This window comes from Streptomyces fradiae (genome assembly GCF_041270065.1).
Taxonomy (GTDB): Bacteria; Actinomycetota; Actinomycetes; order Streptomycetales; family Streptomycetaceae; genus Streptomyces.
On record NZ_CP065958.1, the window covers coordinates 6,942,712 to 6,955,921 of the forward strand.

General features: G+C 72.2%; 12 protein-coding genes and 1 tRNA gene. 6 read left to right on the plus strand and 7 right to left on the minus strand.

Annotation, left to right across the window (positions count from 1 at the left end):
- The first annotated feature begins 210 nt into the window (after positions 1-210).
- Genes JAO84_RS31560 through JAO84_RS31580 form a run of 5 tightly spaced genes read left to right on the plus strand, consistent with a single transcriptional unit; the run spans position 211 to position 4,169 of the window.
- Positions 211-2,148 (plus strand): sensor histidine kinase, encoded by a 1,938-nt coding sequence (locus tag JAO84_RS31560; RefSeq protein ID WP_370415885.1) that lies wholly within the window; start codon positions 211-213, stop codon positions 2,146-2,148.
- Between the two features lie 6 nt (positions 2,149-2,154).
- Positions 2,155-2,589, plus strand: a complete 435-nt coding sequence (locus tag JAO84_RS31565; protein WP_265863088.1) for a roadblock/LC7 domain-containing protein — start codon at positions 2,155-2,157, stop codon at positions 2,587-2,589.
- A 2-nt stretch (positions 2,590-2,591) separates the two neighbouring features.
- The gene (locus JAO84_RS31570) at positions 2,592-2,963 is read left to right on the plus strand and encodes a DUF742 domain-containing protein (protein ID WP_265863298.1); all 372 of its coding nucleotides are present in this window, start codon (positions 2,592-2,594) and stop codon (positions 2,961-2,963) included.
- Positions 2,941-3,600 (plus strand): ATP/GTP-binding protein, encoded by a 660-nt coding sequence (locus JAO84_RS31575; protein ID WP_370415886.1) that lies wholly within the window; start codon positions 2,941-2,943, stop codon positions 3,598-3,600. Before JAO84_RS31570 ends, JAO84_RS31575 begins: the two co-directional genes overlap by 23 nt.
- Positions 3,597-4,169 carry a GAF domain-containing protein gene (locus JAO84_RS31580; protein ID WP_370415887.1) on the plus strand — a complete coding sequence of 191 codons (573 nt, stop codon included), beginning with the start codon at positions 3,597-3,599 and terminating at the stop codon, positions 4,167-4,169. Before JAO84_RS31575 ends, JAO84_RS31580 begins: the two co-directional genes overlap by 4 nt.
- A gap of 167 nt (positions 4,170-4,336) precedes the next feature.
- Here JAO84_RS31580 and JAO84_RS31585 read toward each other — a convergent pair whose 3' ends face one another.
- The 3 genes from JAO84_RS31585 to JAO84_RS31595 all read right to left on the minus strand — a co-directional run bounded on the left by JAO84_RS31585 (position 4,337) and on the right by JAO84_RS31595 (position 7,733).
- Positions 4,337-5,545, minus strand: a complete 1,209-nt coding sequence (locus tag JAO84_RS31585) for an acyl-CoA dehydrogenase family protein (RefSeq protein ID WP_370415888.1) — start codon at positions 5,543-5,545, stop codon at positions 4,337-4,339.
- A 512-nt stretch (positions 5,546-6,057) separates the two neighbouring features.
- Positions 6,058-6,954 carry a transketolase family protein gene (locus JAO84_RS31590; RefSeq protein ID WP_370415889.1) on the minus strand — a complete coding sequence of 299 codons (897 nt, stop codon included), beginning with the start codon at positions 6,952-6,954 and terminating at the stop codon, positions 6,058-6,060.
- Between the two features lie 53 nt (positions 6,955-7,007).
- Positions 7,008-7,733, minus strand: coding sequence for a transketolase (locus tag JAO84_RS31595; RefSeq protein WP_370415890.1), 726 nt, complete (start codon positions 7,731-7,733; stop codon positions 7,008-7,010).
- Positions 7,734-7,894: 161 nt separating this feature from the next.
- On the opposite strand from JAO84_RS31595, the gene JAO84_RS31600 reads away from it, so the two are divergent.
- Positions 7,895-7,968: transfer RNA gene (locus JAO84_RS31600), tRNA-Pro, on the plus strand.
- Positions 7,969-8,000: 32 nt separating this feature from the next.
- On the opposite strand, the gene JAO84_RS31605 is transcribed toward JAO84_RS31600, so the two are convergent.
- From JAO84_RS31605 to JAO84_RS31620, 4 genes are all read right to left on the minus strand, one after another.
- The gene (locus tag JAO84_RS31605) at positions 8,001-9,191 is read right to left on the minus strand and encodes a tyrosine-type recombinase/integrase (RefSeq protein WP_370415891.1); all 1,191 of its coding nucleotides are present in this window, start codon (positions 9,189-9,191) and stop codon (positions 8,001-8,003) included.
- 1,212 nt (positions 9,192-10,403) lie between these two features.
- On the minus strand, positions 10,404-11,186 hold the full coding sequence (locus tag JAO84_RS31610) for an FAD:protein FMN transferase (RefSeq protein WP_370415892.1): 783 nt from the start codon (positions 11,184-11,186) through the stop codon (positions 10,404-10,406).
- A complete protein-coding gene (locus JAO84_RS31615) occupies positions 11,179-11,601 on the minus strand; it encodes an FMN-binding protein (protein ID WP_370415893.1) in 423 nt (140 codons plus the stop codon). The genes JAO84_RS31610 and JAO84_RS31615 overlap by 8 nt, the downstream gene beginning before the upstream one ends.
- A 55-nt stretch (positions 11,602-11,656) precedes the next feature.
- The gene (locus tag JAO84_RS31620; RefSeq protein ID WP_370415894.1) at positions 11,657-13,027 is read right to left on the minus strand and encodes a ferric reductase-like transmembrane domain-containing protein; all 1,371 of its coding nucleotides are present in this window, start codon (positions 13,025-13,027) and stop codon (positions 11,657-11,659) included.
- Positions 13,028-13,210 lie beyond the last annotated feature (183 nt).

A 13,210-nucleotide genomic window follows, 5' to 3' on the forward strand; every position in this document is an offset into this window, starting at 1 on the left:
CGGCCAATCATTCCCGGCCGATGGTGCGGGGGCGATACCAGAGCGGGGCGGTCTACGGGTAAGTTTGCCAACTGCGCACCGCACGTGAACGGTTGACGACTATCGTGGCAGCTTGGTGATCATCGGTAGGCTCAACTCACTCACGTCACACCTCCCCCCGTAGTGCACCCCCGTCGTACGCCGATTCCTGGGCACGTACCAAGGACACTCATGTCTCAACTTCGCGCACCCGCCGCGCGTTCCGAACGCCGCGAGGGCGGGCGGCACGGCCGGTCAGGCGCCCGCACGCCCGCCGGGCCGACCGGCGCCGGCACCGATCCGACCCCGGCGCCGTCCCCCGCGCCGCTCCCGACCGAGGCACGCATACGCTCCCAACTCCTGCGTACGTCCGTGCTTCCGGCGGTTGCCGTCGCCCTCGGCGGCGCCGCGGCCGAGCTGTTCACCATCCGCACCACCGGCGCCGAGGCCGGCCCCGGCCTGTGGGCCGCGCTCACCGGAGCCGCGGCCATCACCGTCGCCTCCGTGAGCGCCGCCGCCATCGGCGCCGACCGGGCCGCCAAGTCGATCCTCGACCGGGCCGGCACCCTGCGCCAGACCGCCCTCCGCGGCCAGGGCGAACTCCGCACGGTCGTCGAACAGTTGCGCAGGGGCGAGACCCCCGCGGCGCGGCCCGCGCTCCCCGCCGGCACCCCCTCCGGCGACGAGTTCGACCGCCTCTCCGACGAACTGACGCGCTCTCACGAAGCCGCCGTGGCCGCCGTGGTGCAGGCCTCGCAGCTCTCCAGCAGCGTCGGCAACGAGCAGAAGGTCGAGGTCTTCGTGAACCTCGCCCGACGCCTCCAGTCCCTCGTCCACCGCGAGATCCAGCTGCTCGACGAGCTGGAGAACGAGGTCGAGGACCCCGAGCTGCTCAAGGGCCTCTTCCACGTCGACCACCTCGCCACCCGCATCCGCCGCCACGCCGAGAACCTCGCCGTCCTCGGCGGCGCCATCGCCCGCCGCCAGTGGTCGAACCCGGTCACCATGACCGAGGTGCTGCGCTCCTCCATCGCCGAGGTCGAGCAGTACCCCCGGGTGAAGCTGGTCCCGCCGATCGACGGCACCCTGCGCGGCCACGCCGTGGCCGACGTCATCCACCTGCTCGCCGAACTGGTCGAGAACGCCACGCTGTTCTCCGCACCGCACACCACCGTGCTGATGCGCGCCCAGTACGTCACCGCCGGCCTCGCCATCGAGGTCGAGGACCGCGGCCTCGGCATGCCCGTGGCCGAGCAGAACAAGATGAACGCGCTGCTCTCCGACCCCGACCAGGTCAACGTGGCGCATCTGCTCCAGGACGGGCGCATCGGACTCTTCGTGGTCTCCGCGCTCGCCCGGCGGCACGGCATCGCCGTGCGGCTGCAGTCCAACATCTACGGCGGCGTCCAGGCCGTGCTCGTCCTGCCCCAGGGCCTGCTCGGCGCCGACCCCGAGGGCCTGGCCCGCGGCGAGGCCGCCCAGGCCCAGGTCGCGCAGGCGCAGGCCGCTCAGGTCCAGGCCGCGCAGTCCGCCCAGGCCCCGATCCCGGCCCCGCAGCACCAGAGCCGGCCGCAGCCGCAGGCTCAGCCCCACGCCCAGCCCCAGCCTCCGGTCCAGCCCCGGCCCCACGTCCCGGCGGCCCCCGCTCCGGTCCACGCCGGCGCCGGCGCCCCCGGGGACCACCCGACGGCCCCGCTGGTCATGGACCGCGGCGCCCTCACCACCCCTGCCCCGACCCCGGCGCCGCAGTCCCCCGCGGCGCCCGCGCCCGTCCCCGTAACGGCGCACGCGCAGTCTCACCTCCCGGCTCCGCATCCCGCCCCGGCCGTCCCGGCCACCCACGCCGCCCCCGCCCCCATGGCGGCCGGCCCCGCTCACCCCGCTCCGGCGGCCGTGGTCCCCCCGGCCCCGCGCTCCGGAGCGACGGGCAGGCCCGACCTTCCCAAGCGGCGCGCCCAGGAACACCTCGTACCGCAGCTGCGCGAGGAGCCCACGGCCCGCCCCAACGAGGAGCCCGCCCTGCACGACCCGGGTCTGATGGCCGCCTTCCAGCGCGGCATCGGACTCGCCGAATCCCAGCCCGCCCCCCGTGAATCGCTGCGTCCCCCCGGCGACGCGCACAAGGAGTAGATGTACATGGCGAGCAATGTGCCGCACGGCCATTCCTCGGATCTCGACTGGCTGCTGAGCGGCCTGGTCCAGCGGGTCCCCTACACCCGCAACGCCGTACTGCTCTCCTCCGACGGCCTCGTGAAGTCCGTGCACGGCCTCGACCCCGACGCGGCCGACCACATGGCCGCGCTGGCCTCCGGCCTCTACTCGCTCGGCCGCAGCGCCGGCGCCCGGTTCGGCGACGGCGGCGAGGTCCGCCAGGTCGTCGTCGAGCTGGATTCCACCCTGCTCTTCGTCTCCACCGCCGGCTCCGGCACCTGTCTCGCGGTGCTCGCCGGCCGCGAGGCCGACGCCGCCGTCCTCGGTTACGAGATGGCGATGCTCGTCAAGAGCGTGCGGCCGTATCTGGTCACCCCGGCCAGACAGGCCGCCGGCACGGCGGGCAGTGCGGTCCAGTGACCATCGGGTCCCACCAGGAAGGGCCCTGGCTCGACGACGCGGCCGGCCGGCTGATACGTCCGTACACCGTCAGCGGCGGCCGGACCCAGCCGACCGCCGCGCTCGACCTGCTCTCGATGGTGATGGCGACCGGCGCCCTGCCGCAGACCCACATGGGTCCCGAGCACAGCCTGGCCCTCGGGCTGTGCGAGGGGCCCACCTCGGTGGCGGAGATCGCGGCGCACTTACGGCTCCCGGCCGTCGTGACCAAGGTCCTCCTCTCCGATCTCGTGGACTGCGGGGCGCTCACCGCCCGCGCGCCCCGCTTCCACGCCAATCCAACCGACCGTTCCTTGCTGGAGGCAGTGCTCGATGGCCTACGACAACGGCTCTGAGCGCCACGACCGAGGCCACGACCGAGGCCAAGACCGAGGTCACGAAGGCTTCGCGAGCGACCCCTTCCCCACCGCCCTGAAGATCCTGGTGGCGGGCGGTTTCGGGGTCGGCAAGACCACCTTCGTGGGCGCGGTCAGCGAGATCGAACCGCTCAGCACGGAGGAGCTGCTCACCTCGGTCAGCGCGGCCACCGACAGCCTGGAGGGCGTGGAGTCCAAGACGACCACCACGGTCGCCATGGACTTCGGCCGGATCACCCTCGACGGGCGCAACGTGCTCTACCTGTTCGGCACGCCCGGCCAGGAGCGCTTCTGGTTCATGTGGGACGAGCTCTCCGAGGGCGCCCTCGGCGCGGTCATCCTGGCCGACACCCGCCGGCTCGAGGACTGCTTCTCGGCCGTCGACTTCTTCGAGCGGCGCGGCATCGGATTCGTCGTCGCGGTCAACGAGTTCGACGGCTCCTACCGCTACGAGCCCGACGAGGTGCGGGCGGCCCTCGACCTCAAGCCCGAGGTGCCGGTCGTGCTCTGCGACGCCCGGATCTCCAGCTCCGCCATCCGCACCCTGCTGACCCTCGTCCAGCATCTGCTCACCAACATCCCGGCCGCCGCGCCGACCTACGGAGCCACGACATGACCTACGACCCGACCGGTCATCTGCTGCTCACCCCGATCGACCAGGAGGCCCCCGCCCGGGTGCGCCGCCTGCGCGAGCTGGGGCTCGGCGAGCAGCCCGACCCGGCCTTCGACGAATTCGCCCACCGGCTCGCGGAGGTGACCGGCGCCCCGTACTCGATGGTCAACTTCATCGACGAGAACCGGCAGTTCTTCGCGGGCCTGCACACCCCGGCCGGCACCCACTCGGGCAGCGACCTGGGCGCGACCGCCGCGGGCGGTGGCGGCGTCGGCCGCTTCATGGCCCGCGACCACGGCTACTGCCCGCACGTGGTGGTGCGCCGCAAGGCCCTCGTCCTCGAAGACGTCTGCGACTACCCGCGGTTCGCGGGCAACCCGGTCGTGGACGAGATCGGCATCCGCTCGTACATGGGCGCGCCGCTGATCGACCGCAGCGGCGTCGCGCTCGGCACCATCTGCGTCGTGGACACGGACGTCCGGCCGTGGGGCCGGGCCGGCCTGGAGACGATCAAGGCGATGGCGGCGGAGCTGGTGGAGCAGATCCACCGGCGTGAGGACGGCCTGCTCTGACGGGCGGCTCTGACGGCCTGTTCTGACGGCCTGTTCTGACGGCCTGTTCTGACGGGCGGCTCCTTCAGGCCCGCGCGCGGGGGTGCCCCGAGGTCCGGCTGCTTCGCCGTCCCCCGGGGCACTGCTCGTTCGACGGGCTTTCCCCAAGGCCGTGGTTCAGGCGCGGCTCAGGCGTGCGCCGGCTCCATGGGCTGCATGCGGACCACCTCGGAGAGCCGCTCCGACCAACTGCCCTTGTCCTGGCCGAGGGCGACCTCGGCCAGCCGGAGGAGCTGGATGTCGGAGGTGCCCGCGGGCGCGAAGATGTGGTGCGCGTCGCGGAGGTAGCGCTCGATCGGCCGGTCGGTGTAGAGGCCGGCGGCCGCGTGGACCTCCATGGCGGTGCGCCCGGAGTCGATCGCCGACTCGACGTTGACCAGCTTGGCGTTCATCAGCTCGGTGTCGCAGGACATGCCCTGGTCGAGCAGGTGCACCGCGTGGTACGCGGCGAGCCGGGCGGTCATGAGCCGCGACTGCATCTGGCCCAGCTTCAGCTTCACCGTGGGGAGTTCGGCGAGCGGCTTGCCGTAGCGGATGCGCTCGGTGGCGAAGCGGGTGGTCTCCTCCAGGATCGCCTGGTGGATGCCGAGCGAGACGGCGGTGAGGTTGGCGCGGCCGTAGAGCACGCTGGAGGAGTACGCGACGGAGAGGCCGTCGCCCTCGTCGCCGAGCCGGTTCGCGGCCGGCACCCGGCAGTTCTCGAAGATGAGCTCGCCGAAGCTGAAGCCGTGCAGACCCATGGCGGGCTGCTGCGGGCCGGTGCGGAAGCCGGGGCGGTCGGACTCCACCAGGAAGGCGGTGAGCCCCTTGGAGCCGGGGCCGGTCCGGACGACCACGCCGTGCAGGTCGCCGACGTGGCTGTTGCCGACATAGACCTTGCGGCCGTTGAGGATGTAGTCGTCCCCGTCACGGACCGCGTTCGCCTCCATGCCGAGGACATGGCCGCCGGACTCGTACTCGGTGACCGCGATGGTCGGCAGGCAGTCGCCGGCCGCGATGGCCGGAAGCCAGGTCTTGCGCTGTTCGTCGCTGCCGAAGTGCACGATCTTGGCGGTGCCCAGCTGCGAGGCCTGGACCATGGCACCCATCGCGCCGCTGACCCGGGCGAGCTCCTCGATGATGATCGTCTTGGCCAGATGGCCGGCGTTCATGCCGCCGTACTCATGGCCGATAGTCGCGCCCAGCCAGCCCTGTTCGGCGATCATCCTGGACAGCTCGTGGTGCACCGTGCGGGACGCCTCCATCTCCGGTATCCGTGGCCGGACCTCACGCTCTGCGAAGTCCCGCACCGTCTCCCGGAGCTGATGATGCAGTCGGCTGCTGAAGTAGCCGTCCATACGAGTCCCTCCCTGCGAATCGCCTGCTCGTCGAGTGGTCCGAACAGGTGGAACATCGGCAGTGATCCCGTCCCGAACAGGCCGACCACTTCATGGTGTTGATCTTTACGGGGTGGATCAATATCGACACCAAGTTTGTCCGAAACCGGAACGGTTGACGTTTGTTTCTGACTGTGTTTCGTGTGGCCTTGGCCTGCTCGGTCCGATCAGGGCGGTATTCGCCAAGGTCGACTTTCTGCCACATGCCAACGGCATGCGTTTCAGGGGCATATGCGGGTGACTCGGAACCGATCATTCCTTAGCACGCTTGATCACCCGAGAGGCGGCATTCCGGACCCGTCCGGTCCGGTCGGCGGCGCCGGGGCCGTCGTGCCCGCGGCGCGCCGAACCGTCCCGAGGGGCCTCCCGGGGAGCGCGCGGGGGCGTCGCGCGGTGCGAGGGGACGTGACGGAGAGTGGCCGGATTTCGTCACGGAACGTGCGCGGGCGTATGTGCCGGGTGCCGGACGGGGCTCAGCGCAGGAAGGCGCCGATCCGGGCCCGCAGGCCCGCCGGGTCCAGGCCCTGCCCGGCCAGGTGCTCGTCCACCGTCCCGTAACGCCGCAGCTCGCGCCGCCCGATGCCGAGCCCGAGCACCCGGTGCGGCACCTCGGCGAGCGCGTCGTTCGCGGCGCCCGTCGACGTCCCCGCGAGATACGGCTCCACGAGCACCACGTCAGGCCGCGCCCCGGCGACCGCCCGGCGCAGCGCGGCGCCGTCGAAGGGCCGCACGGTCGTCGCGTACAGCACCGTCACATCCAGCCCCTCGGTCGCGGCGAGCACCGCGTCCAGCATCGGCCCCACCGCCACGACCACCCCACGGGAGCCCTCGCGCAGCACGCCGAAGCCGCCGCCCCCGGCGAGCGGGTGTGCCGAGGCGTTCGCGTGCACCGACAGACGTACGTACACGGACTCGTCGCTCGCGGCCGCCCGCCGCAGCAGCGTCTCCGCCTCGTCCGGGTGCCCCGGCACCTGCACGCTCCAGCCGTCCAGGGTGTCCATCAGCGCCACGTCACCCGGCGACATATGGGTGAAGCCGCCGGCCGGCCAGTCGTACGAGCCGCCGGCGCTGACCAGCACCCCGTGCGTGCCCTGGTGCCCGAAGTCCAGCTTCAGCTGCTCGAAGGGCCGCTCCACCAGGAACGACGCGAAGGTGTGCATGATCGGCCGCAGCCCGGTCAGGGCGATCCCGCCGCCGACGCCGATCAGCAGCTGCTCCCGGATCCCGACGTTGATCGCGCGCTCGGGGTGCCGCGCCAGGGCCGGCCCGAAGCCGTCCCTGCTGATCTCGGCGAGGACGAGGGCGAGCCGGGGATCCTCGTCGAGCAGGCGGGTGGTGGTGGCGATGAAGCGGTCGCGCATGGTGTCCATGACGGTTTTCTCCTGGTGTGGCCCGGTCCGGCCGGGGCTGGTGGTGGGGGAGGTCAGTGCTTGGGCTCGACACGGGCGACGACCGCGCGCGGCCGCCCGGGGTGCGGGGCGGTGAAGGCGGCGTGCAGCGCCTCGTGGTCCCGCCCGTCGACGGTCTCGGCGGACCAGCCGGCCGCCGCGAACCGCGAGGCGATCCCGCCGGGCCAGCCGTAGGTGGCGGAACCGTTGTCGATCACCAGAGTGTGCAGCTGCTCCAGACCGGCGGGTCCGGCATACGCGAGCGCCTCGTGGTTGCTCCCCTCGTCCAGCTCGGCGTCCCCGATCAGCACCCACACCTTCGGCTCGGCAAGACCCTGCGCCCGCAGCCCGAGCACGGTCCCCACGGCCAGCGGCAGTCCGTGCCCCAGCGAGCCGCTGCCGATCTCCACCCCCGGCACCAGGGTCCGGTCCGGGTGGTGCCCGAGGATCGACGTGTACCCGCCGAACCCGCTCAGGGCGTCCTCGTCGACGAACCCCTTGTCGGCGAGGACCGCGTAGTACGCCATGGGCCCGTGCCCCTTCGACAGCAGGAACCGGTCGCGGCCCGGGTCCCCGGCCGTCTCCGGCGTCACCCGCAGCACCCGGTCGTACAGCACCCACAGCGCGTCGAGCGTCGAGGTGGCGGCCGTCGAGTGCTTCTCGTCCCCGGTCATCAGCCCCATGAGCCGCTGCAACCGGTCCCTCGTCGCGGCCGTGGCCGCCGGATCCGTGATGCCCGTCGCATACGTCGTGTTCGTCATGCACCACACCGTGCTACCTCAAGTCCACTTGAGGTCAACCCGCGCCTCCACCCTCGCCCCGGCCCGTAAACCGGCCCGTAAACCGGTTCGTGAGCACGTGCGGAAGTGCGGTATTGTTCTCATGCGCGCTCGGCCGGGGAAACCCCAGGTCAGACGGGCAACGGGACGTGGCGCAGCTTGGTAGCGCACTTGACTGGGGGTCAAGGGGTCGCAGGTTCAAATCCTGTCGTCCCGACTGTGCGGAAACGCAGGTCGGAGGCCGTTCTCTCATCCATGAGAGAGCGGCCTTTCGTGCGTTCGGGGGCGTGGTGGTCGCAGTGTGGTCGCACGCCTGAGCCGGGGCTGGTTCGCCAGGCGGCTGGAGGCGGACGGTGCGGGGGAGCGGAGCCGGCCGAGGGCTTCGCGGAGACGGTGGAGGTGGTCGCGCGGTGGTCGCAGCCACGCGGGCCGGTCCGTACGGACAGCCGTCTGTTGGGCTCCGCTGAGGACGTGGTCGATGGTGTCGACGGCCTGGTGCGCGGCTTGTTGGGTGAGGTGGCTGTAGAGGTTCGCGGTGGTCGAGAGGGTGGAGTGCCGCAGCGTCTTGGAGACCACGGTGAGCGGGACGCCGGCGGTAATGGTGATGGTGGCGGCGAGATGGCGTAGGTCGTGGACGGTGACCCTAGGGACGCCGGCTTCCTCGGACAGTCGGTGGAGCCGGTCGAGCACCAGATGCGGCCCGAGGGGGCGGCCGTCGGGTCGGCAGAAGACCAGCCCCGCGAACGGGTCGTTGGGGTCGCCGCGGGTCCGGGGTGCTGAGCGTGCCCGGCGGCGGAGGGCGGTGGCGACGCGGGGTGAGATGGCGACCCAGCCTCTGCTCGACCGGGTCTTCGGTGTCGTGAGGACCAGGCGGTTGTTGTCGATGGCGGAGAGCGTGCAGCGCACGTAGAGCACGCCCTCGTTGAGGTGGACGTCGTCCCAATGCAGGCCGAGGGCCTCGCCCTTGCGCATGCCGGTGCCGATGAGGACCTCGAACAGGTCGGCCATCTTCGGGTCGGCCCGGTGGCAGTGGGTGAGGAAGCGGGCCGCCTCCTCTGCCGTCCAGATCCGTCGCTCCGGCGAGGGCGGTCGGCGCAGGACCGGGGGAGAGGCCGGGTTGTGGGGGAGGCGGTGCTGGCGGACGGCGTCGCCGAGCGCGCTGGAGAGGGTGGCCAGACACCGGTAGAGGGTGGTCCGGCCGCGGCCCGAGGCGAGTTGGGTGGTGGCGAAGGCGGAGATGTGCCGGTGGGCGAGCTGGTCGATCTTCAGGGTGCCGAACGCCGGGACGAGGTCGTTGCGCACATAGTCGCGGTATCGGGCCATCGTGGTCGGCTTCAGCACCAGCGCCTTCGCCGCAAGCCATCCGTTCAGGTAGGCGGCGACGGTCTGGTTCGGGTCCGCGTCGAACCCGCCGGCCTCACCCTCGAGAAACCGCCGCAAGGCCTCTTCGGCCGCATCCTGACCGGCGAAGCCACCCCGGCGCACCGTCGACCGACGGTGGCCCGGGGCGGGGACATCGACGGCGAAACCCCAGGTCCCGTGGGTGCTGTCGGTAAGCAGATGAGGACAGCGGGCACCGATCTGGTGACGCTGGGTGTCCCTGCAACCACAGCGGCGGTAGACACGGCCTCGGCCGGTGCTGGTACGCATGGCGATCGCCTCCACGAGGCGGGGAAGGTCCGACACCCTCATCCTGCGACCACACGCGACCACCACGCCCGTCGGAGAGGCCGTGACCAGCAGGTTTCCCTTGTCTGCGTGCCAAGGGACCCGTAGCGCCCAGCAGATTCTTGGTGTGCTGGTGATACACGCCTCGTATGGCCGCTGACCAGCGGAAACGGCCACGATTCGGCCAAGCTGCAGGCGGCTGGTCCGCGTATGGCCCGGATCTTGGTCGGCACGGAGTGGACCCCTGACCGACGGCCCGGAGGGGGTGAGCCGGCACACAAACGAGGGGCGTGCCGACAGATCTCCACGGAGCGTGCCTCGGTCCAACGTTGAGGATGATGCCCTGGTGGCCTTCGCGCGCGAACGATCAGGCCTCCGTGACCACGCCGCCACGTGTCTCTAGAGTGTGGCCGCCGCTGCGAAGCACCCGAAGTCTGGCGCACGCCGGCAGCGGCGGCCAGAAATGGCCGCGCCCTGCACGGGGGTTGCACGCTCCGAGTGGATGCCGAAGCCCTGGTCGACGAGGGCGCGGCGGACGGCCCTCCACTGTCTCGTCGAAGGTTTCGGTGACCTTGATGGTGCGGTCGTAGGGCGTGGTCCTCGCCTCACGGTTCGGAAGGTGACCGCCCTCGGCATGCGGTCGACCCGGTCGTCGTGCTGCTGACGCTCGGCGCAGCGTGGGCCGAGGACAGCATGATGTCCTGACGCATCCGTCCGGGGGCGGACGAGAGGCGTTGAGGGGCCGTTTGGAAGTCCTTCGGTTCGGTCTCGTGGTGACGCTCTTGGCGTCAGTTCCGCTCGGCCGTGCGGGTGGCCGCCTGTCGGTGGACGTCGTCCGTGTCGCCGGACCGGATCCGGGCCGGTCCGACCTTCCCCAGTTCATGCGCCCGTCGTTCCAGCGAGCAGGCCACCTTTTGACCCCAGCACCGGCAGCGGCGGCATGCCCAGAGCGCGGGTGCCGGGTCGTCGGCGCAAGAGAACGGCCTACCCGGGTAGGGCGAAGGGGAAGTCCGAGGACGCCCGCACTTCACCGTCCGCAGCGACGGTGAGGAGGGCGTACCCCGGCAGAGCGGTGATCCACCGATGGGCCTCACGAGCCCCCAGGACCATCGCCGCCGTCGCGTAGACGTCGGCCCACAGCAGTTCCGGGCCCGTCACGGTCGCCCCCAGCAGCCCTGTGGCCGGGGTCCGGGTGCGCGGGTCGATGATGTGCGCGCCGCGTTCGGTCGTGCCCGAGGTGGCGACCGCGAGGTCTCGCCCCGCCACCACCGCCAGCAGCCGCCCCGGAACCCGGGGGTCGGCGATCCCGATGCGCCAGGCGCCCGCGGGGCCCGGGGCGCCGCCGACCCGCACGTCACCACCCGCGTTCACACACGCGTCGGTGGCGCCCGCCTCCCGCAGCATCCGCCAGGCCCGCTCGGCGGCCCAGCCCTTCACCAGACCGCACGGATCGGGCCGGCCGTCCGCCCAGGCGTCGAAGGCGCCCCGGGTACGGCTGTGCGCGAGGTCGCACAGCTCCAGCACGCGCCGTACGGCGGGAGCGGTGTCCGCCCGGCCCGACTCGCCCCGTCGCAGTCGGCTCACGGCACTGTCCGGCCGGAACGGGGAGAACTCCCGGTCGACCTCGTGCAGCAGTGCCACGGCCTTGCCCAGCGCGGTCCGCAGCTCCGGCGTCGGCCGGTGGCGCAGGGCGAAGGAGACCACGGTGCCCATCACCGGTTCGGCGTGCCGCCAAGGGGCCGTCCCGGGCGCGGTCCGGTCATCCATGGGCTCGGTCCAGCGCGCTCTGCAGCGATTGGATATAGCCCTCGCTCGTGTACGTGGCACCCGACACCGTGTCGATGTGGGCGCTCTGCGCGGTCAGGGCTTCGCCGGTGAGCGTCGGCACTGCGTAGCCGGCGATCTCCCGGTCGCGTTCGTTCTCCGACGGCGTCCGGACCGCGGTGACGTCGGTGAGCCGTCCGTCGGCGATCGTGACGCGTACCTGCACCGGTCCGTACCGGGTGTCGACGACGTCCCCGGTGTACGTGCCGGACGCCGGGGTGCCCGGTGTCGTGCCGACGGAACCGGGCTGTGTCGGAACGGCGACCGCCGAGGCGCCGGCCGGCTGGTGCGGTTTCAGGGCGAGCAGCGAGCACACTCCGGCCACGGTGACCGCGGTGGAGAGCAGAAGACGGCGCATGGGGGCCTCCTCAGGGCCGGTGGGAGGGGTGCGTTTCGGGTCGACCCCGGCAGGTTCACCACGTGAACGATTCGTGGTGGATCCGGTGGGCGGGCACCCCCGCCTCGCGCAGCGCCGCCTCCGCCGCCGCGGACCAGCTGGGCGGCCCGCACAGGAAGCAGGCGCGCCCCGCCACGTCCGGGACGAGGCCGCGCAGCGTGGCGGCGTCCAGCGGCAGGCGGTAGCCCGTCGGGTGGCTCACGGAGTAGTGGGCGCGCGCGCCTCGGTGGGCCGCGATCGCGTCGATCTCGTGGCGGAGCACCAGATCCTCGGGCCGTCGTGCCCAGTGGATCAGCACCGGGTCCCTCGGCAGCGTCTCGAACAGCACCCGCAGCGGGGTGATGCCCACCCCGGCCGCGAGCAGCAGCGCGGGCCGTCCCGCCGCGCGGTCCGGGGTGAGGGCGCCGTACGGGCCCTCGGCCCACACCCGGGTGCCGGGACGGACAGTGGCGAGCGCCGCGCTGTGGCCGCCCAGTGCCTTCACGGTGATGCGCAGGCCGCGTCCGTCGGGGACGGCGGACACCGAGTACGGCGACGCGGTCCACCACAGCCCCGGTGCCAGGAACCGCCAGCGGAAGAACTGCCCGGGCCGGACGGTGAGTTCATCCATGCGATCGCCGGTGACCAGCACCGACACCACGTCGGGGGCTTCCCGCCGGATGCCCGCGACCCGCAGTCCGTGTCGCCGCGAAAGCCGCACCGGCGTGAGCATCCGGAACCAGACGATCAGCGCGGCGGCCCCCGTGTACAGCACGTACCAGGCGGCTCGCACGGCCGGCCGGTCGAAGTCCGCACCGTTCGTGATCTGGTGCCCGAAGGCGAGGAAGACCGCCGCGTACGTGAGGAGGTGCAGGTAGTACCAGGTCTCGTGGCTCAACCGGCGGCGTGCGGCACGCGCCGAGACCACCGCGGTGAGCAGCAGGAGCAGCAACGCGGCCGTCGTCTTGAGCATGTCCGGGTAGTGCAGGACCACCCGGACTCCCTCGGTGACCGGATCCGTCCGGCCGGTGAGCGCGTAGCCCTCGACGATCAGCACCGCGTGGGCCAGCGTCAGCCCGATGGTGTAGCGGCCCGCCGCCGCGTGCCAGCGCGTCATCCGGTCGGTGCCCAGCGTGCGGTCCAGGACCGGCACCCGTGCCATGAGGACGACCAGCACCGCGCAGGCGTATCCCGCGAGCAGGCCGGTGATCCGGCCCGCGCCGGTGAACCAGCCCGCAGGCCCCACCACCGAGGCGGTGTCCACCCACCACAGGGCGAGCACCGCCGTGGCACCGGCCCAGATCGCCGCCTGGACCGCAATCACCGCGACGGTCGCGGACCCGGGGGCGGCCCGGCCGGCGCGACGCCGGCCTCCCGGCCGCACCGTCCCTGCGACTTCCGTGCTCATCGCTCCCTCGCCTTCGATCCCGTGGCCCGGCAGGGCGCCAGGGCCTCGCCCACTGTGGTCCGTGATCCTGTGAGAAGCCTCTGAACCGGACCCCGTACGGAGCGGTCCGCCGGCCCCGGACCAGCGCCGGACCCGACGGGGCACGGGCGGACGGTGAGAATCTGTTCAGAGGAAACTCAGAGG